Source organism: Arachnia propionica, from assembly GCF_003859805.1.
Taxonomy (GTDB): Bacteria; Actinomycetota; Actinomycetes; order Propionibacteriales; family Propionibacteriaceae; genus Arachnia; species Arachnia propionica_C.
Genome location: NZ_RQZG01000005.1, coordinates 59,655 through 78,026, shown reverse-complemented (window position 1 = coordinate 78,026; position 18,372 = coordinate 59,655). Strand labels below are relative to the sequence as shown.

Annotated in this window: 18 protein-coding genes; 6 read left to right on the top strand and 12 right to left on the bottom strand. The window is 67.3% G+C overall.

All coding sequences use genetic code 11. The annotated features are described in order from the left end of the window. Positions 1–10 precede the first annotated feature (10 nt). On the bottom strand, positions 11–1,438 hold the full coding sequence (locus EII34_RS05795) for a phosphoglucomutase/phosphomannomutase family protein (protein WP_124843860.1): 1,428 nt from the start codon (positions 1,436–1,438) through the stop codon (positions 11–13). A gap of 99 nt (positions 1,439–1,537) precedes the next feature. Beyond that, positions 1,538–3,136 carry an ABC-F family ATP-binding cassette domain-containing protein gene (locus EII34_RS05790; protein ID WP_124843858.1) on the bottom strand — a complete coding sequence of 533 codons (1,599 nt, stop codon included), beginning with the start codon at positions 3,134–3,136 and terminating at the stop codon, positions 1,538–1,540. Positions 3,137–3,245: 109 nt separating this feature from the next. Here EII34_RS05790 and EII34_RS05785 point away from each other — a divergent pair, with 109 nt between their 5' ends. Genes EII34_RS05785 through EII34_RS05775 form a run of 3 tightly spaced genes read left to right on the top strand, consistent with a single transcriptional unit; the run spans position 3,246 to position 6,012 of the window. Then, positions 3,246–4,424 carry an SHOCT domain-containing protein gene (locus EII34_RS05785; protein ID WP_124843856.1) on the top strand — a complete coding sequence of 393 codons (1,179 nt, stop codon included), beginning with the start codon at positions 3,246–3,248 and terminating at the stop codon, positions 4,422–4,424. Between the two features lie 22 nt (positions 4,425–4,446). Then, complete coding sequence (locus tag EII34_RS05780; RefSeq protein WP_124843854.1) at positions 4,447–5,700, top strand: TFIIB-type zinc ribbon-containing protein; 1,254 nt, start codon at positions 4,447–4,449, stop codon at positions 5,698–5,700. A gap of 12 nt (positions 5,701–5,712) precedes the next feature. Beyond that, entirely contained in the window at positions 5,713–6,012 is a 300-nt protein-coding gene (locus tag EII34_RS05775; RefSeq protein ID WP_124843852.1) for a hypothetical protein, read from the top strand. Here EII34_RS05775 and EII34_RS05770 read toward each other — a convergent pair. Genes EII34_RS05770 through EII34_RS05725 form a run of 10 tightly spaced genes read right to left on the bottom strand, consistent with a single transcriptional unit; the run spans position 5,981 to position 14,171 of the window. Further along, complete coding sequence (locus tag EII34_RS05770) at positions 5,981–6,808, bottom strand: hypothetical protein (protein ID WP_124843850.1); 828 nt, start codon at positions 6,806–6,808, stop codon at positions 5,981–5,983. The two genes, EII34_RS05775 and EII34_RS05770, sit on opposite strands and share 32 nt — an antisense overlap. Next, positions 6,801–7,622, bottom strand: coding sequence for an alpha/beta fold hydrolase (locus EII34_RS05765; RefSeq protein ID WP_221620209.1), 822 nt, complete (start codon positions 7,620–7,622; stop codon positions 6,801–6,803). The genes EII34_RS05770 and EII34_RS05765 overlap by 8 nt, the downstream gene beginning before the upstream one ends. A 54-nt stretch (positions 7,623–7,676) precedes the next feature. Next, entirely contained in the window at positions 7,677–8,057 is a 381-nt protein-coding gene (locus EII34_RS05760) for a metal-sulfur cluster assembly factor (protein ID WP_124843846.1), read from the bottom strand. Next, complete coding sequence (gene sufU / locus EII34_RS05755) at positions 8,057–8,497, bottom strand: Fe-S cluster assembly sulfur transfer protein SufU (RefSeq protein WP_124843844.1); 441 nt, start codon at positions 8,495–8,497, stop codon at positions 8,057–8,059. Before sufU ends, EII34_RS05760 begins: the two co-directional genes overlap by 1 nt. After that, positions 8,494–9,723 (bottom strand): cysteine desulfurase, encoded by a 1,230-nt coding sequence (locus EII34_RS05750; RefSeq protein ID WP_124843842.1) that lies wholly within the window; start codon positions 9,721–9,723, stop codon positions 8,494–8,496. Before EII34_RS05750 ends, sufU begins: the two co-directional genes overlap by 4 nt. Positions 9,724–9,758: 35 nt before the next feature. Further along, entirely contained in the window at positions 9,759–10,517 is a 759-nt protein-coding gene (gene sufC, locus EII34_RS05745; RefSeq protein WP_124843840.1) for a Fe-S cluster assembly ATPase SufC, read from the bottom strand. 5 nt (positions 10,518–10,522) lie between these two features. Next, entirely contained in the window at positions 10,523–10,852 is a 330-nt protein-coding gene (locus EII34_RS05740; RefSeq protein WP_124843838.1) for a non-heme iron oxygenase ferredoxin subunit, read from the bottom strand. Next, on the bottom strand, positions 10,849–12,069 hold the full coding sequence (locus tag EII34_RS05735; protein ID WP_124843836.1) for a SufB/SufD family protein: 1,221 nt from the start codon (positions 12,067–12,069) through the stop codon (positions 10,849–10,851). The genes EII34_RS05740 and EII34_RS05735 overlap by 4 nt, the downstream gene beginning before the upstream one ends. After that, a complete protein-coding gene (gene sufB / locus EII34_RS05730; RefSeq protein WP_124843834.1) occupies positions 12,056–13,495 on the bottom strand; it encodes a Fe-S cluster assembly protein SufB in 1,440 nt (479 codons plus the stop codon). Before sufB ends, EII34_RS05735 begins: the two co-directional genes overlap by 14 nt. A 4-nt stretch (positions 13,496–13,499) precedes the next feature. Continuing rightward, positions 13,500–14,171: a helix-turn-helix transcriptional regulator gene (locus EII34_RS05725; RefSeq protein WP_124843832.1), complete on the bottom strand. Its 672-nt coding sequence runs from the start codon at positions 14,169–14,171 to the stop codon at positions 13,500–13,502. A 324-nt stretch (positions 14,172–14,495) separates the two neighbouring features. Here EII34_RS05725 and EII34_RS05720 point away from each other — a divergent pair, with 324 nt between their 5' ends. From EII34_RS05720 to EII34_RS05710, 3 genes are all read left to right on the top strand, one after another. Further along, a complete protein-coding gene (locus EII34_RS05720; protein WP_124843830.1) occupies positions 14,496–14,870 on the top strand; it encodes a hypothetical protein in 375 nt (124 codons plus the stop codon). Positions 14,871–14,931: 61 nt separating this feature from the next. Then, positions 14,932–15,663, top strand: a complete 732-nt coding sequence (gene pgl / locus EII34_RS05715; protein ID WP_124843828.1) for a 6-phosphogluconolactonase — start codon at positions 14,932–14,934, stop codon at positions 15,661–15,663. 106 nt (positions 15,664–15,769) lie between these two features. After that, positions 15,770–18,124 (top strand): beta-N-acetylglucosaminidase domain-containing protein, encoded by a 2,355-nt coding sequence (locus EII34_RS05710; RefSeq protein WP_185711198.1) that lies wholly within the window; start codon positions 15,770–15,772, stop codon positions 18,122–18,124. Positions 18,125–18,372 lie beyond the last annotated feature (248 nt).

Sequence of the window (18,372 nt, the reverse complement as noted above, 5' to 3'; positions counted from 1 at the left end):
CACCGTCGCGTCACAGACCGAGGAACTCCCGGAACTCCTCGCAGGCGAGGTCTGCTTCCTCGCGCGAGGGCATCTCGCAGAAGATCCGCAACAGGGGTTCGGTCCCGGAGAACCGGGCGATGATCCACCCGTTGTCGAAGTACACCTTGCAGCCGTCCCGGTAGGACACGTCCACGACGGTGGCGCTGAACTCCGGAAGGAGCCTGTCCTCCATCAGGGTCCGCAGGATCTCGGGTTTGCGTTCCGGATCGAATGCCAGGTCCATCTCGGTCATGTGGTGCGGCGGGAACTGGCCCGTGATCTCCTCGTAGATCTCGCTCATCGGTCTGCCGACCACGGCCAGCATCTCCACCAGCAGCGCGGCGGCGTAGATGCCGTCCTTGCCGAAGATGTGTCCCTTGACGGTGAGGCCACCGGAGGACTCACCGCCGATGATGGCCCCACTCTCCAGCATCTTCCCCGAGATCCACTTGAAACCGACGGGAACCTCGTGACAGGTGTGTCCGAACAGCGCCGCGACATCGTCCAACAGCGACGTCGTGGCGACGTTGCGGACCACGTCCCCCTGCCAGCCCTTGTACTTGAGCAGGTAGTAGTAGAGGATCACCAGGAGCTGGTTGGGATGCAGGAACTGCCCCTTGTCGTCGATGACCCCCAACCGGTCGGCATCCCCGTCGGTGGCGATGCCGAGGGCGCAGCCGTGCTGCACGACGTACTGCTTGAGCGCCTCCAGGGTGGCGCTGCTGGGGGAGGGCATCCGGCCGCCGAACAGGGTGTCGCGCCGGTCGTGGATCACGTCCACCTCGCACCGCGCGGTCATGAGGATGGTCTGCAGCGAGGTGCGGGAGACCCCGAACATCGGGTCGAGGGCGATCTTGAGTCCCGCTGACCGGATGGCCTCCATGTCCACCTGGTCGATGATCGAGTCGATGTATCCGTTGAACGGATTGATCTCGGTCACCGCCCCGGAGGCGACGGCCTTGTGGTAGTCGATGCGCCCGATCGCCTCCTCACCGGATTCCTCCAGGGCACCCATCCGGGCCTCGATGTCCCGGGTGACCGACTCGTCGGCGTCCTTGCCACCCTCGGTGAAGACCTTGATGCCGTTGTAGAGCGCAGGGTTGTGGGACGCGGTGATGGCCATCCCGTAGGGCAGTCCGAGGTCCTTGACCGTCCACATGATGAGCGGGGTCGGGGCCTGGTCGATGCGGATCACCCGGCAGCCCACACCCTCCCCCGCGAAGACCTCGGCCGCCCACTGGGCCGCGACGTCGGAGAGGAACCTGCGGTCGTAGCCGATGACCAGTCCCCGGTCCGCCACACCCTCGTCCTTGATCCGTTGTGCCAGGGCCCCACACAGCAACGCCACGTTGCTGCGGATGAACTCGTCCCCGATGATTGCCCGCCAACCACCGGTCCCGAACTTGATGCGCGCCATCGTCACTCCTCGCTGTAGCTGGGTTCAGCCTAGACAGCACTGCTCATTTCACTGCTCAACTGCACGACCGGACTGCGCGAATCGCTCAGTTGTCGGGCATCAGGCGAGCGAGACAAGCTCTGCGTAGTCGTCGCTCCACAGGTCCTCCACCCCGTCCGGCAGGATCAGCACCCGGTCGGGTTCCAGCGCCTCGACGGCCCCGGGATCATGGGTGACCAGCACGACGGCCCCTGCATAGCTGCGCAGTGCGGACAGCACCTCGGCACGGGAGGCCGGATCCAGGTTGTTCGTCGGCTCGTCCAACAGCAGCACGTTCGCGGCCGAGACCACGAGCATCGCGAGCGCAAGCCGGGTCTTCTCCCCGCCGGAGAGCACCCTCGCGGGTTTGTCGACGTCATCCCCGGTGAACAGGAAGGAACCCAGCACCTTGCGCACCTCGGTGTCGTCGAGATCCGGGGACGCCGAGACCATGTTCTCCAACACGCTGCGGCCGACGTCGAGGGTCTCGTGTTCCTGCGCGTAGTAGCCGAGCCGGGCCCCGTGCCCGAGCACCCGCTCCCCGACGTCCGGTTCCTCCAGCCCTGCCAGCAGCCGCAGCATCGTGGTCTTGCCCGCCCCGTTCAGACCGAGGATGACCACCTTCGATCCCTTGTCGATGGCCAGGTCCACGGCGGTGAACACCTCGAGGGAGCCGTAGGCCTTGCTGAGGTCCCTGGCCATCAACGGGGTGCGGCCGCACGGGGCCGGATCGGGGAACCGGATCCGGGCCACCTGGTCCTGGACCCGCTCCTGTTCGACGCCGGCCAGCAGTTTCTCGGCCCGCTTGGCCATGTTCTGGGCCGCGACGGCCTTGGTCGCCTTCGCCCGCATCCGATCCGCCTGGGCCATCAGCTGGGAGGCCTTGCGTTCGGCGTTGAGCCGTTCCCGTTTCCTGCGCTTCTCATCGGTCTCCCGCTGCAGCAGGTAGCGTTTCCAGTCCATCGCGTAGATGTCCAGCTCGGCCCGGTTCGCATCCAGGTGGAACACCTTGGTGACCACGGCCTCCAGCAGGGCGACGTCGTGGGAGATCACCACCAGTCCACCGGGGAAGCCCTGGAGGTAGCCCCGCAGCCAGGTGATGGAGTCCGCGTCGAGGTGGTTCGTGGGCTCATCCAGCAGCAGGGTGTCGGCATCCGAGAACAGGATCCGGGCCAGTTCGATGCGACGGCGCTGCCCACCCGAGAGGGTGTGCAACGGTTGCCCGAGCACCCGCTCCGGCAGTCCCAGATTCGCGGCGATCCGTGCCGCCTCCGCCTCCGCGGCGTAACCACCTGCAGCCAGCAGGGCGTTCTCCGCACGGGCATAGGCTGCCATCGCGGCATCCCGCTGCTCCCCGTCGGCCCGGCTCATCTCCTGCTCGGCGCGACGCAGCCTGGCCATCACCTGGTCCAGACCACGGGCCCCGAGGATGCGGTCCCTGGCCAGCTGGTCCGGGTCTCCCGAACGCGGGTCCTGCGGCAGGTAGCCGAGCTGTCCGGAGCGAGTGATGGTGCCTGCTGCGGGTTGACCCTCCCCCGCGAGGATCCGGGTCAGCGTGGTCTTCCCGGCACCGTTGCGCCCCACCAACCCCACCCGGTCCCCGGCGGCGACCTGAAAACTCACCGGGGACAGCAACAGACGCGCCCCCGCGCGCACCTCCACATCCTTGACCTGCAACACGTCGGGGAAGTCTACCGACGCCGACCTCCCGAAGGACCCCGTGATGTGGAACCATGGATGACGTGCGCCCCACCGTGGGGACGTCACCTCAAGGATTCGGGAGCATCACATGGGTTTCATCAAGGCGTTCGCAGGCTCCGTCGGTGGGGTCTTCGCCGACCAGTGGCTTGACTTCATCACCGTGCCGAGCGGGGTCTCCGCCACGGCCGCCTTCTTCCCCGGGGTCAACTCGGGACGCAACGCCGGGCGCGGCGCGAACACCAAGGGTTCGGAGAACGTCATCTCCAACGGCTCGAAGATCGTGGTCCCGGAGGGCTTCGGCCTGATGACCTTCCAGGACGGCCGGATGACCGGTTTCGTCGCGGAACCGGGCGGCTTCGTCTTCAACAGCGACGACCCGAGTGCCCGTTCGGTCTTCGCCGGTGACGGCCTGTGGAGTTCCATCGTCAAGTCCTCGTGGGAGCGCTTCAAGTACGGCGGCCGCCCGGGTGCCCAGCAGCAGGTGTTCTTCATCAACCTGAAGGAGATCCCGGACAACAAGTTCGGCACGCAGTCCGAGATCTACTGGGACGACGCCTACCTCGGTGCCCAGGTCGGCGCGGTGACGCGCGGCTCCTACACCTTCCAGATCGTCGATCCCATCCTGTTCGTCCAGTCACTGGTGCCCGCCAACCACATCGGCAACAACCTCACCTTCGACCTGGCCGACATGAGCAACCCCGTCGGTGAGCAACTGTTCACCGAGGTGGTGGGTTCCCTGGCCGCCGCCTTCTCGAAGTACACCAACGACCCCTCGCAGGGCAACCGGATCACCCGGATCCAGCAGGACTCCGTCGGCTTCGCGAAGTCCTTGGCCGCGGCGTTGGAGGAGAACTACCAGTGGACCTCGGGCCGTGGCATCGAGGTCAAGCGGGTGGCCCTGGCCGCCATCGAGTACGACGAGGACACCAAGGCGCTGCTCTCCGACGTCAAGCGTGCCGATGCCCTGCGTGGGGAGCGCGGCGGTTCCTTCCTGCAGCAGTCGGTGGCCCGGGGCATCCAGGCCGCCGGGGAGAACGGCGGCACCGGCGGCATCGTCGGCATGGGGATGGGGATCCCCATGATGGGTGGGGTCATGGGTGGCTTCCAGCAGCAGCCCCAGCAGCCCGCCCAGCAGGCCCCACAGACGGCACCGACCACCGATGAGGACCCGGTGGCGAAGCTGAAGCAGATGAAGGAACTGCTCGATGCCGGTGTGGTGACCCAGGAGGAGTTCGACCAGTTGAAGAAGCGGTTGCTCGGCCTGTGAACGGCAACGGACGTACCCGACCATGACCCAGCCAGGCTTCACACCGTCCCCGGAGGGTTGGCCGCCCACGCAGCAACCCACGGCGCCACCACCTGCCGCCGCTGATCCCGGGTTCATCGAACTCTCCGAGAACCGGGGATCGCAGGGGGGTGCCATCAAGTGCGCCACCTGCGGCTCCTCGGACATCCGTTACCTCATCGAGTTCCGCAGCCTGGTGTGCGCGAACTGTCGCTCCCGGTGGAACGAGCCCCCCATCGAGGCCGAGGTGGACCTCACCGGTGGCATCCGGGACCTGCGTGGCACGGAGCTGACCCGCACCGCGCAGGATCTGTCGGCCGACCAGGCCACGATGACCTTCAAGTGCTCCGGTTGTGGGGCCGAGGTGGTCATCAACACCGCCGAGACGGGGCAGGTGCGCTGCCACTGGTGCCGCACCTACCTCTCGGCCGGGGCCCAGATCGCCAACGGGGCCGTCCCGGATGCCATCCTGCCCTTCCTGGTGCCCCAGGCACACGCCGTCGAGATCATCCGAGGATTCGTGTCCCAGCGGAAGTTCTACGCCCATCCACGCTTCAAGCGTGAGTTCCAGCCTGAGAACGTCGTCGGGGTGTACCTGCCGTACTTCGTCTTCGACGGTCACGCCACCGGGGAGGTCACGGGGCAGGGTGAGATCGAGACCCGACGTTGGCGGGAGAAGCAGGGCGAGAACACCTACGTCACCTACTACGCGGCGGATGTCCACGACGTCGCCCGGCGCTTCGATCTCAGCATCGACGACCTGCTGCTGGAGTCGAACGCGGAGCGCGCCAACATGGCCGATCCGTCACAGACCAACAACATCATCAACGCGATCCTGCCCTTCGACGTGAAGTCTGCGCTGCGCTACAACCCGAACTACCTGCGCGGCTTCACCAGTGAGACCCGCAACGTCAACGTCTCCCAGCTCGACCAGGTGGTCGAGGACAGGCTGCTCAGCATCACCCGGGCCAAGGCGGACCAGATGGTCCGCCAGTACGACCGGGGGGTGCGGTGGGACACCGAGCACGTGGACCTGCACGGGTCCCGCTGGGTGACGGCCTACCTGCCGATCTGGCTGTACTCGTACTACCAGCCGGAGAAAGGCCTCAAACACTTCGTCGCGGTCAACGGGCAAAACGGCAACGTGATGGGATCGATACCGCTCAACATGCCGGTGCTCATCCTGATGACCCTGCTGGTCCTCGTGGTCGGGACGGTGCTCGGGATCCTGGTGTTCGTCCCCATGATGATGCGCTGACAAGGAGTACCCATGTTCGTCACCGCTCTGGTGTCACTGCTCGAGAGGGACATGGACCCCCGGGTCTTCGCCCTGCTGCTCGGTCCGCTGCTCGCCACGATGTTCTTCCTCTACGTCTACCGTCGCTACCGCAACACCGACAAGTCGTACCAGTACGAGGACCGCACCCGCATCGAGCTGGAGAACATCCAGCACTTCGACCAGTACTCACGCCACATCAGTCGGACGCGGAACTCGAAGGTGGAGGGACTGGAGCAGTCGAGGAATCCGAGACGACGGCTCACCGGTCAGCCACGGAACTGGTGGGGCTGATCCGGGGGTCCCGCAGCCAGATGGTGACATCGGGTCCCCACCCGGCCAAGGTGGTGATCCCTCCCAGGCAGGGAATCGGAGCGTAGGCACAGTCGAGGTACCCCAGCTGAGTGACGTGGACGGCGTCGTAGGAATCGGCCACCCTCACCCAGTCCGGTTCGACGATCCGGTGCCCGGCGAACCACTCCCCCAGGAAGCTGTCTCCGCCCTCCGGGAACCACCACGGCTGCGCCTCGACCAGCCGAACCCAGTCCCTGGCCGAGCGCACCTCGAAGACCCTCGGGGCGAAACTCGGCCGAACCGGCCGCCACGGCACCTCCTGCTCCAGCAGGTGCCACGGGGCGAAGAAGGCGTCCTCTGCTCCCCAGAGCTCCACTGCCGGTGCACCGCACCACGGCCCGTTCGTGGTCCTCAGGCACATCCGATACGGCGGGGCCTCACCCGCAGCGGCGGCTGGGACCTGCTGGACGGGTTCGGTCCACCAGCGGGAGTTCACGGCGTCCTGCCCCACCGGATGATGCTGCGTCTGCCGGAACTCCTTGCGCGGCCCCGTGGCCAGCTCCATCTGGGAGCCGGGCTGGAAGGGGCGCGACCACGCCCGCCGAACCGGTTCAGGTATCACCTCGCCAACCGACAGCTGCGGCCAGGCCTGAGGGTCGAAGGGTTCCGGCCCCATGGGTGGCAGCTCCTCCACCATGACCTCACCCAAGGCCTCCTGCCACCGCCGGATCTCAACTCCTTGAACCCGTTCGGCCGCGAGCATCGCCAGCAGTGGCCTGGGGAAGGAGTCAACCATCCAGGGTGGCCAGGAAGTCCAGGATGGCACGATTCCAGTGGTCGGCGTGGGAGACGTTGACGCCATGGGGCCCGTCCTTGATGACCACGAGTTTCGCCTGCGGGGCGAACTCGCTCACCCGGGCGCTGGACTTGGCCAGCGGTACGTTCTGGTCGCCGTCGCCGTGGATCACCAGCAGCGGCACGTCAATGCTGCGGCAGTCCTGTCTCAGATCGGTGGCCCAGCTCATCACGGTGGCCGCAGCCGCGTGCGGGGCGGACTGGCGCGCGATCGCCACGGCCCTGGCCAAGGCCTGCTCGTCGACGGTGAGGCCGTCGTCGTTGCTGAAGAACCAGGTGCAGAACTGCTCGACGAAACCGTGGTGGTCGGCGGCGACGGAGTCCGCGATGCCCTGGAAGCCGTCCAGCGGCATCGCGCCGTCGGGGTTGTCGTCGGTGATGCACAGCGCCGGGCAGATGGAACCGGACAGGATCGCCCCGGCCACCCGCTCGGAGCCCCGGGTGGCGAGGTACCGGGCCACCTCTCCCCCGCCCATCGAGAAGCCGAGGAGCACCGCGTCCCTCAGGTCCAGCTGGGTGAGCACCGCGTCCAGGTCCGCGGCCAACGTGTCGTAGGAGTAGTCGCCCTCCGGCCTGTCGGATGTCCCGAAACCCCGGCGATCGTAGGTGATGACCCGATAGCCGGAGTCGACGAAGACCTTCGTGTTGTCCTCGAAGGCGGCCCCGGACAATGGCCAGCCGTGAATCAGCACCAGCGGACGCCCGCGGCCCTGGTCGGTGTGGTGGATCGAGACCCCGTCGGGTGTGGTCAGCATCGGCATCCTTGCCCTCCTTCGACAGTCGATGCCGCGAGTCTACCCGTGGCGGGATCAGAGGTTGTAGCCGATGGCGCGCAGCTGCTCGCGGCCGTCCTCGGTGATCATCTCCAACGTCCACGGCGGCAACCACACCCAGTTGATGGTCACCGAGGCGGCCAGACCGTCGAGGACGTACCGGGTGTCGTACTCGATGCGGTCGGTCATCGGACAGGTCGGGGAGGTCAGCGTCATGTCGAGCGTGACATTGCCCTGGTCGTCGATGGTGACCCCGTAGAGCAGGCCCAGATCGACGACGTTGACCATCAGCTCCGGGTCCACGACGTCCTTCATCGCCTCCTCGATCTCCTCCTCGGTCGGGAGGGCCTTGGGGGTGTCGTCATCGGGCAGTTCGTCCTTGACCAGGTCGGAGGGGCGGGGTTCGGGTGTGTACATCAGTTCTCCTTCGAGGCCTGTGCGACGGCGTCCCTGAGCGCCGTCCATGCGAGCAGGGCACACTTGACGCGCGCCGGGAACTTCGAGACACCGGCGAAGGCGATGGCGTCTGCGAAGCGGTCCTCGTCAGGGGTGATGGTCCCCTTCGAGTGCATCATCTCCAGGAAGTCGTCGTAGAGCCCGGAGAAGTGGTCGATGTCCTTGCCGATGACGAGGTCACCGAGGACGGAGGTGGAGGCCTGGGAGATGGAGCAGCCCTCACCGTCGTAGGAGACGTCCGTGATGGTCTCACCGTCCAGGTGGACGCGCAACGTCAGCTCGTCCCCGCAGGACGGGTTCACGTGGTGCACCTCGGCCTGGTAGGGATCACGCAACCCACTGTGGTGCTTCTCCCGGTAGTGGTCGAGGATGATGGTCTGGTAGAGCTCGTCGAGGTTCATCTCGCTCCGAAGTAGTCGCGGGTGAACACCAGCGCATCGGCCAGGGCGTCGATCTCCTCGCGCGTGGTGTACAGGTGGGCCGACGCCCGGGTGGAGCTCTGGTGCCCCAGCCGCTTGTGGAGGGGCCGGGCACAGTGGTGCCCGCCCCGGATCGCGATGCCCCGGGAGTCCAGGACCTGCATCACGTCGTGCGGGTGGATGCCGACCAGGTTGAACGAGCAGGCACTGCCCCGCTCCACCGCCTCGGTGGGGCCGAGCAGCTGCAGCCCGTCGATGCTGGTGAGCTTGTCCAGCATGTACCCGGTGATCTCGTGTTCGTGTGCGGCGATCTCGGCCATGCCGAGGTCCTGCAGCCAGCAGACGGCGGCCCCCAGCCCCACCGCCTGTGCGATGGGCGGGGTTCCCGCCTCGAAACGGTACGGCGGGGCGGCGAAGGTGGAGCGTTCCATCTGCACCACCTCGATCATCTCGCCGCCACCCAGGAACGGGGGCAGGTCCTCCAGCAGCTCGGCCCTGCCCCACAGCACCCCGATCCCGGTGGGACCGCACATCTTGTGACCGGTGAAGGCCACCATGTCCGCCCCGAGCGCGGTGACGTCGACGGGCTCGTGCGGTACCGACTGTGAGGCGTCTGCCACCATCACCGCGCCGACGGCGTGGGCCCGGGCCGCGATCTCGGCCACCGGGTTCCTCGTGCCGAGCACATTGCTGACGTGGGTGACCGAGACCACCTTGGTGCGCTCGTTGATGAGCCCTGGGTCGGCATCGAGGTCGAGCCTGCCGTCGTCGGTCACGTCGAACCACCGGAGCCTCGCCCCGGTGCGTTCACACACCAGCTGCCACGGCACGATGTTGGAGTGGTGCTCCATCACCGAGATCACCACCTCGTCGCCCTCCCGCAGCCGCGCGCCGAGGGTGTTGGCGGCCAGGTTGAGGGCCTCCGAGGCGTTCTTGGTGAAGATGATCTCCGAGGGTGCCGCTGCACCGATGAACGCGGCGATCCCGGCGCGGGCCCCCTCGTAGGCCTCGGTGGCCTCGGCACCCAGCACATGCATCGCGCGCGCCACGTTGGCGTTGTGCATCAGGTAGTGCTCATCGATGGCCTCGACCACAGCCCGGGGTTTCTGCGAGGTGTTGGCCGAGTCGAAGTACACCAGCGGATGCTCCCCGACCCTGCGGCCGAGCACCGGGAACTGTTCCCGGATCGCGTGCACGTCGTAGCCCATCCCACTCCTCCTTACCTGGCCCCGGTCCGATCGGCTCAGCGGGCGAGCTTGATGAAGTTCTCGTAGCCCTCGGCCTCCAGCCGCTCGGCCAACTCCTTGCCACCCGCCTCGACGATCCGACCGTCGACGAAGACGTGGACGAAGGTCGGCTCGATGTAGCGCAGGATACGGGTGTAGTGGGTGATGAGCATCAGGGCCCGATCCCCCTGCGCGGTGTAGCGGTTCACACCCTCCGCGACGACCCGCAGCGCGTCGATGTCGAGGCCGGAGTCGGTCTCGTCGAGGATCGCGGCCTTGGGGTTGAGCAGTTCCAGCTGGGCGATCTCGTGGCGCTTCTTCTCACCACCGGAGAAGCCCTCGTTGACGGAGCGGCCGGAGAAGGACTTGTCGAGCTGCATGCCGCCCAGTGCGGCCTCGACGTCCTTGACCCAGGTGCGGATCTTCGGGGCCTCACCGTCGAGGGCGGTCTTCGCGGAGCGCAGGAAGTTCGCCACCGAGACCCCCGGCACCTCGACCGGGTACTGCATCGCCAGGAACAGACCTGCGCGGGCACGCTCATCGACGGTCAGCTCGGTGAGCTCGACGCCGTCGAGGGTGACCGAGCCGGAGGTGATCTCGTACTTGGGGTGGCCCGCGATGGAGTAGGCCAGGGTCGACTTCCCGGACCCGTTCGGCCCCATGATGGCGTGGATCTCACCGGGGTTGACGGTGAGGTTGACGCCCTTGAGGATCTGCTTGGGGCCCTCCTCGGTGAGGACGTCGACGTGGAGGTCGGAGATGACGAGCTTGGACATGGGTATCAGGACTCCTGGATGTTCGAGATGGGATGGTCGAGGTCGACGAGGATCTGTTCGTCCTCGATCCTGACCGGGTAGACGGGGACGGGTTCGGTGGCGGGCAGGCACAGGGACCGGCCGGTGCGCAGGTCGAAACGGGAACCGTGGAGGTAGCACTCGATGGCACCGTCGGCCACCTCACCCTCGCTGAGCGCCACGTGTCCGTGGCTGCACAGGTTGTGGATGGCGAAGTACTCGCCCTCGTGACGGACGATGGCCAGTTCGTGCTCGTCGATGGCCAGGGGGGTCTGCCCCACCAGCTCGTCGACCCCCGCGACGGCGATGAAGCTCACGAGGTGGCCTCCATGGCCTTCGCTGCGGCCTCGAGTTCCTGTTCCACCTGCTGCTGCAGGCGCTGCTCCACCTCCGGCACACCGATGCGGCGGATGATGTCGTTGAAGAAGCCGTGGACCACCAGGCGACGCGCCTCGGCCTCGGGGATGCCCCTGGAGCGCAGGTAGAACAGCTGGAGGTCGTCGAAGCGCCCCGTGGTGGAGCTGTGCCCGGCTCCCTCGATCTCACCGGTCTCGATCTCCAGGTTGGGCACCGAGTCGGCGCGGCATCCGTCGGTGAGCACGAGGTTCTTGTTGGACTCGTAGGTCTCGATGCCCTCGGCCACCTTGCGGATCAGCACGTCACCGATCCACACGGAGTTGGCACCCTCACCCTGCAGCGCCCCACGGTAGTCGACGTTGGACCTGGTCCTCGGCGCGTTGTGGTCCACGAAGAGGCGGTGCTGGACGTGCTGCCCGGCGTCGACGAAGTAGAGACCGTACTGTTCCAGTTCCCCGCCCGGCCCGGCGAACCGGGCATTCTCCTGGAGCCGGATCACGTCCCCACCGAGAGAGGCCTGGACAGTGCGCACCCGGGCGTCGCGTCCGACCTCGAGGCTGATCTGGCCACCGTGCCGCGCGTCGGCCTCCCAGTCGTTGACGAAGACGAGGTTGATCTCGGCCCCGTCGCCGATCCGGATGTCGTACTTGGCGGCGTAGGAGCCGGATCCCTTGTAGTGGAACACGATGGTGGCCCGGGCGTTGGCCCCGACCTCCAGCACGAAGACCTCGGCGGCCTCGCCTCCGTTCCCGGTGCCGACGTGGACGTTCGCCTGCTCCAGTTCGGTCTCGGCCGGGATGCGCATGAGCGCCAGCTCCGCGCTCCGGGCCACGGCCAGAGCGGCGACGCGGTCCACAGGGGGCTCGACCGCCAGTTTCGGCAGTTCGTCGATGGGAAGGAGGGTGAACTCGACCCCTTCCGGGGTCTCTCCTTCCCAGGTCAGCCCCGGCAGGGTCCCCCCCTCGGCCAGCAGGCCCTCGAGACGCTTCAGCGGGGTGAACCGCCAGATCTCCTCCAGCCCGGTGGGCCTCGGGTGATCGGCGACCTCCCAGGACGGGGTGGGGTGCAGGTGGGAGGCGACGGTCTCGACGGCGCCGGCCACGTTCGGTGCAGCAGTGGTGCTCAACTTCTTGTTCCTCTTGTCTTCTTGTTCGGGGTCGGGCTCAGCCGACCGCACCTTCCATCTGCAGCTCGATGAGCCGGTTGAGTTCCAGGGCGTACTCCATGGGGAGTTCCTTCGCGATGGGTTCGACGAAACCGCGTACGATCATCGCCATCGCCTCGTCCTCCTCCATGCCACGGGACATGAGGTAGAACAGCTGGTCGTCGGAGACCTTCGACACGGTGGCCTCGTGGGCCATCGAGACGTCGTCCTCGCGCACGTCGACATAGGGGTAGGTGTCGGAGCGCGAGACGTTGTCCACCAGCAGGGCGTCACACTTCACCGAGGATGCGGAGTGGTGGGCCCCGGCCTCCACCTTGACCAGGCCACGGTAGGAGGCACGCCCACCGCCACGCGCGACCGACTTGGAGATGATCGACGAGGAGGTGTGGGGAGCGCAGTGGACCATCTTGGAACCGGCATCCTGGTGCTGCCCCTCACCCGCGAAGGCGATGGAGAGGGTCTCACCGCGGGCGTGCTCACCCATGAGATAGACCGCCGGGTACTTCATGGTGACCTTGGAACCGATGTTGCCGTCGATCCATTCCATCGTCGCGCCCTCCTCACAGACGGCGCGCTTGGTGACGAGGTTGTAGACGTTGTTGGACCAGTTCTGGATGGTCGTGTAGCGGCAGCGGGCCCCCTTCTTCACGATGATCTCCACCACGGCGGAGTGCAGCGAGTCCGACGAGTAGATCGGGGCGGTGCAGCCCTCGACGTAGTGGACGTAGGCGTCCTCGTCGACGATGATGAGGGTCCGCTCGAACTGGCCCATGTTCTCGGTGTTGATGCGGAAGTAGGCCTGCAGCGGGATCGTGACGTGGACGCCCTTCGGCACGTAGACGAACGATCCACCGGACCACACCGCGGTGTTGAGGGCCGCGAACTTGTTGTCCCCGGCCGGGATCACCGTGGTGAAGTACTCCTGGAACAGTTCCGGGTGTTCCTTGAGCGCGGTGTCGGTGTCGAGGAAGATCACGCCCTGGCGCTCCAGCTCCTCGTTGATCTTGTGGTAGACCACCTCGGACTCGTACTGGGCGGCGACACCGGCGACGAGCCGTGCCTTCTCCGCCTCCGGGATGCCCAGCCGGTCGTAGGTGTTCTTGATGTCCTGGGGCAGGTCGTCCCAGGTCTGGGCCTGCTTCTCGGTGGACCGGACGAAGTACTTGATGTTGTCGAAGTCGATCTCGTCCAGTTCGGCGCCCCACTGCGGCATGGGCTTCTTGCCGAAGAGCCTGAGCCCCTTCATGCGCAGATCGCGCATCCACTGTGGCTCGTCCTTCAGCTCGGAGATGTTCGCGACCACGGCCTCACTCAGACCACGCTGCGCTGCGGCACCGGCGGCATCGGAGTCGTGCCAGCCGTACTGGTAGCCGCTGAGGGCCTCCAGGTGCTCGTCCTGCGTGGCTCCAAGTCCTGGGGCCTGGGGGGTGGTCGTCATATGGTCACTTCCTCGTCTTGTTGTTCAGGATCACGGGGTTCGGGACGTGTGTGGTGCAGACACCGTCGCCGTGGGCGATGGTGGCGAGCCGCTGGACATGACTGCCGAGCAGCCGGGAGAACAGCTGGGTCTCGACCTCACAGAACTGCGGGTACTCGGCTGCGACGTGCGCCACGGGACAGTGGTGCTGACACAGCTGATCACCGGAGCGTACCGGTTTGATGGAAGGGGCGTAGTTCGCGCCGAGCGCCTGGGTCAGGGCGTCGATCGGGGTGAGCGACGGGTCCTCGGCCCGCAACTCGTGGAACCGCTTCTCGATCTCGTCGATGTGTTCCGCGGCGAGATCGTGCATCGCCTGGGGGCCTGCGGCCTCGATGAGGCGCCGGATGGCCACGATCGCCAGTTCGTCGTAGCCCTGGTGGAAGTCGGCGCGCCCGGCATCGGTGAGGAAGAAGACCTTCGAGGGGCGACCCCGTCCCCGCCCGCCGTAGACCCGCTGCTCACGCGAGTCGAGGGAGCCCGCCTCGATGAGCGCCGTCAGGTGACGGCGGATGGCGGCCGGGGTGAGGTTGAGACGCTCCGCCAACTCCCTGGCGGTCGACGGTCCGTGTTCGAGAACGGAGCGGATCACACGTTCGCGAGTGGAGTTGTCCGACTCGCGCGCTGCTTGACTCATGACGTTCCCCCTCCCGGCGATTTTGCATACGCCAGTCTTGCGGAATCAGTCAAGCCTATCAAGGAAGGCCAGCCTAATACGGAGCGCCCCTGAAAACCCGGGAGGACGCACGGACACCACAGGATACGCCATCGTCGGCCCCTGATCGCCTCGGCGCGGAACTCGCCCGGTGTCATGGCGACCTCCCGGGGCCCGGGGCAGTGACGTCGGGGACGACCTGCTGCTCCAGCTCGAGTGCCCTGCGGCCGCCACGGCCTGTGCGAGCACGACAGTGCGTTCCACCGGGGTGAGCACCACCTCCTAGTGCAGAGCATCCTCAGGGCCGTGAAACCGGAGCTCGTGAACTCCTGCCTCATCGTGCGCCCCTCAGGAGAGCAGCGTTTCGGCCTGCGCCACACCGAGGCGGAGGACCTGGAGCGGGCCGACCACCGCTGCGGCTCAGGGGTGATGCCGAAGGGGCTGACCCTCTTCAACGACCTCATGCACGGCGTACGGGCCGATCCGGAGTTCATGCGCCCGCTGACCCGGCAGGCGGCCCGGGACCCCATCGCGACGGCTGTTGACACACCGCATCCCACTGCGGGAGAAGCGTCGGGTGGACGTCGTCGAGATCACCAGTTCCTGAAAAACATTCAGGTTGGCCCCAGCCTGCCCACGGGAGCTATTGTCGTGAACAGGGGAATGTCTCAGCCGTGCTGAGGCCTGAAGGTCACACCATCCGGTCTGACCCGATCCGAGAACCCGGCCAGGAGGTCCGTGAGTGCGCAGTCGAATCGTCCGCCTCAGCACACCCGGCACGCTGGCCGAACTCATCGCGGCCCGCCTGCTGCGTCGACTGTGCGAGCTCCAGGAGAGCAAGGACGAGGTGAACCTGTGCCTGACCGGGGGCAGCACCGCCGATCTGGTCTACGAGCGTTTCGCGGAGATCGCCGTGGCCTCTCCTCTGGAGCTTCCCAGGCTTCACCTGTGGTGGGGGGATGAACGCTTCGTCGCCGCCACCGATCCGGACCGGAACTCACTGCAGGCCATCAGCCGACTGGCGCGTACCCTCCCGGTGCAGACCGCGAAGATCCACATGATGGCCGCCAAGGAGGGGCGTGCCGACCCGCACGAGGCAGCAGCCGAGTACGCGGCCGAACTCGGGGATGTCTGGTTCGACATCACCCTGCTCGGCATGGGCCCTGACGGTCATGTCGCCTCCATCTTCCCCGACCACCGGAGTTTCGAGCCGACCAGCCGCTCCGTGATCGGGGTCACGGACTCCCCCAAGCCTCCTTCGGAGCGGATCTCCCTCACCCTGCCCACCCTCAGCCGCTCCGACGAGGTGTGGTTCATGGCCACCGGCGCGGGGAAGGCGGAGATGATCACCCGTGCCGTCGAGGGGGATGCCGGCATCCCGGCGGGCCACCCCCGGGGCAGCGTCGCCACCTACTGGTTCCTCGACGACGCCGCCGCATCCGCCCTGCCGCCGCGCTTCGACTGCCAGCTCTGAGGCTGAACGAACGACACGAAAGCAACCCCGCGCCCCACCCCGACCTGTTAGGTTCGTCTGCGGATCATGCCGCCGTTGTCCCCGAGGAGCTGAGTTGCGTACTCGAATGTCAGTTGCAGTTGCCGGTGTCCTTGTCGTCGGGCTCGTCGCCGGCGGGGTGGCCCTCCTCAACCCGACGGCGGCTGGATCACATCCCGGCACCGGGACACCACCGGTGCAGCAGACGACCACCGCGCCCTCACCCTCCGTCGTCCTGCAGTCACCGGCCCCGACCGCTGGCAGCCCTTCCTCGCCGTTGGCACCGGCTCCCCGTGAGCAGGTGCTCTCCGGCGCCCCGGTGCTGCTCAACGGCCCCGTGACCGTGGTGACCACCAACGCACCTGAGGAGGCGGTGGAGCTGGCCGAACGGGTGCTGGCCGATGCCGGTGGCAGCGCCTCAGCGCAGGCGACGGTGCAGCTGGCGATCGGCGTCGGGGCCGACAGCCCTGCCCTGCCGTCCGGAGTTCAGCCCCCCACCCAGCCGGAGGGCTACGTGCTCACCACGGGGACGGAAACCCAGACCCCGACGGTCCATGTCGTCGGCAGCGACGCCGAGGGGCTGCGACACGGCCTTGAACGGTTGCGCGACCTCGAGGTGGACGGTGTGGTGCCCGGCACCACCGTGCGGGACTGGCCGCTGATGCGCACCCGTGGGGTCGTCGAGGGGTTCTACGGTCCCCCGTGGAGCCTGCAGGAGCGCATCGACGTCCTGCGCTGGTCCGCGAAACACCGTCTCAACACCTACATGTACGCCCCCAAGGATGACGCCCACCTGCGGGACCAGTGGCGGGAACCCTACCCGCAGGCCCAGCTGGAGGAACTGCAGGACCTCGCCGAGGAGGCCGCGGCGAATCACATCCAGCTGATCGCCACCCTCTCCCCCGGCCAGGACATCTGCTACTCCAGTGACCAGGACTTCGAGAGCGCGATCGAGAAGTTCGAGGCGCTGCGCACCATCGGCTTCACCGCGTTCAGCATCGCCCTGGACGACATCGACCCGACGAGGATGTGTTCACAGGACCGTGGCATCGGCGGTGGCGGCAGCCAGGAGGAGCAGGTGGCCAGGGCCCAGGCCCATTTCGTCAACCGGGTGCAGCGTGAGTACCTCACCCCGAACGGCCTTCCCGACATGGTGCTGACCCCCACCAAGTACCACGGCATCAGCGCCGACCCGGCCCGCAGTGCCCTGTCTCAGGCCCTCGACGATGCGGTGACCCAGGTGTGGACCGGGGACGGGATCGTCGACGCGGACATCACCGACGCGGATGCACAGGCCGCTGCCCGCTCCTTCAAGGGCTCCAGGTTGCTGCTGTGGGACAACTTCCCGGTCAACGACGGCGATCTCGACCGGTTGTTCCTGGGACCTCTCCCGGCGCGGGATGCCACCCTGCATGAGCACCTGGACGGGATCCTGGTCAACCCGATGCTCCAGCCCTACGCCTCGATGCCAGCATTGGCGGCCTACGGAAGCCTGGCGTGGAGCGGCACGGCCGTTGACCCGGAGGAGGCCCGGCAGGCCGCCGTCGACGAGTTGGTGGGCCAGCCGGACCAGCCGAATGTCGCAGCCCTGCTGGACACCTTGAGTTCCTGGGCCTACTCCGATGAACCCACGGTGACCGCACTCCAGGCCGACATCGTCGCCTTCGACGAGGCCGTGTCGGGCAACGGCGATCGCGTCACCACCGCGGAGACCCGGTTGAGGGAGCGCCTGGAGCTGCTGCGGGACGCCCCGGCCGTGCTGGAGGACAGCGCCTCGGCAGGGTTCGGCCGGGACCTGATGCCCTGGGCCGAGGCGGCCGCCGCGTGGGCGGAGGCCGGGCTGGACGCCATCGATGTGAAGAAGGCGGTGGCGAAGGAGGACACGGTCTCGGTGGAACCGGCACTGGAGCGGATGTCCGAGGCCCGGTGGCGGGCCACCACCCCGATCGATGGCGTGGTCCCAGCCGTGGCGGATGACGCCCTGGGGGCCTTCGTCGGTGAGGCCGAGGCGGCCTGGGAGAGCACAGCCGACGCCCCGGCCCCGGAGCAGAGCACCGCTCCTCGCGCCGGCACCACCCTGGGGCAGTGGGAGGAGCATCCGGCCCAGGCCGCACTCGACGGTGACCCGGCCACCGCCTGGGTCTCGAGGTTCGGCCCTTCGGAGGGCTCGGAGTTCGTGGTCGACCTCGGTGAGGAGAAGGACATCAGCCGGGTCCAGCTGCGCCAGGGCGGTACGGGCGACGCCGCGGGTGATCACTTCCACGACGCCGTGCTGGCGGTCTCCGCCGACGGCGCCGAGTGGCAGGAACTCGGCCGGATCACCCGGGCCACCGTCGATCTCACCGCCCCGGCAGGCACCCGCGCCCGCCACGTCCGGATCAGGGCCACGGCACCCAATCCGGACGGCCAGTGGGTCCAGATCAACGAGATCGTGGTCAGTTGACCTCCTGGCCGGTGGTTCAGGAGGTCGCCACGGCGGTCATGCCCGGCCTCCGGAAGAACCCGACGGCTTTCGTGACGATGAACCCGAGGGCCTCGTTGACCAGCTGCATGTGACGATTCGTCGCTGCGTTCATCGTGACCACACCGGGACACTCGGGAGCGGCCCGACGGAGCCGGATCAGGTTGGTGGCCGTGATCCACGGTCCGAGCCGGTGCCCCGGTGTTCGGGTCTGACCCGGACATGGCCGT

What these genes read in the sequence shown, in the direction of transcription:
- sufB (WP_124843834.1), bottom strand. Translation starts at nt 13,495, where the DNA reads ATGACGACCACCCCCCAGGCCCCAGGACTTGGAGCCACGCAGGACGAG.
- sufC (WP_124843840.1), bottom strand. Translation starts at nt 10,517, where the DNA reads ATGTCCAAGCTCGTCATCTCCGACCTCCACGTCGACGTCCTCACCGAG.
- EII34_RS05710 (WP_185711198.1), top strand. Translation starts at nt 15,770, where the DNA reads ATGTCAGTTGCAGTTGCCGGTGTCCTTGTCGTCGGGCTCGTCGCCGGC.
- EII34_RS05770 (WP_124843850.1), bottom strand. Translation starts at nt 6,808, where the DNA reads ATGGTTGACTCCTTCCCCAGGCCACTGCTGGCGATGCTCGCGGCCGAA.
- EII34_RS05765 (WP_221620209.1), bottom strand. Translation starts at nt 7,622, where the DNA reads ATGCTGACCACACCCGACGGGGTCTCGATCCACCACACCGACCAGGGC.
- EII34_RS05775 (WP_124843852.1), top strand. Translation starts at nt 5,713, where the DNA reads ATGTTCGTCACCGCTCTGGTGTCACTGCTCGAGAGGGACATGGACCCC.
- EII34_RS05760 (WP_124843846.1), bottom strand. Translation starts at nt 8,057, where the DNA reads ATGTACACACCCGAACCCCGCCCCTCCGACCTGGTCAAGGACGAACTG.
- EII34_RS05785 (WP_124843856.1), top strand. Translation starts at nt 3,246, where the DNA reads ATGGGTTTCATCAAGGCGTTCGCAGGCTCCGTCGGTGGGGTCTTCGCC.
- EII34_RS05795 (WP_124843860.1), bottom strand. Translation starts at nt 1,438, where the DNA reads ATGGCGCGCATCAAGTTCGGGACCGGTGGTTGGCGGGCAATCATCGGG.
- EII34_RS05780 (WP_124843854.1), top strand. Translation starts at nt 4,447, where the DNA reads ATGACCCAGCCAGGCTTCACACCGTCCCCGGAGGGTTGGCCGCCCACG.
- EII34_RS05725 (WP_124843832.1), bottom strand. Translation starts at nt 14,171, where the DNA reads ATGAGTCAAGCAGCGCGCGAGTCGGACAACTCCACTCGCGAACGTGTG.
- sufU (WP_124843844.1), bottom strand. Translation starts at nt 8,497, where the DNA reads ATGAACCTCGACGAGCTCTACCAGACCATCATCCTCGACCACTACCGG.
- EII34_RS05750 (WP_124843842.1), bottom strand. Translation starts at nt 9,723, where the DNA reads ATGGGCTACGACGTGCACGCGATCCGGGAACAGTTCCCGGTGCTCGGC.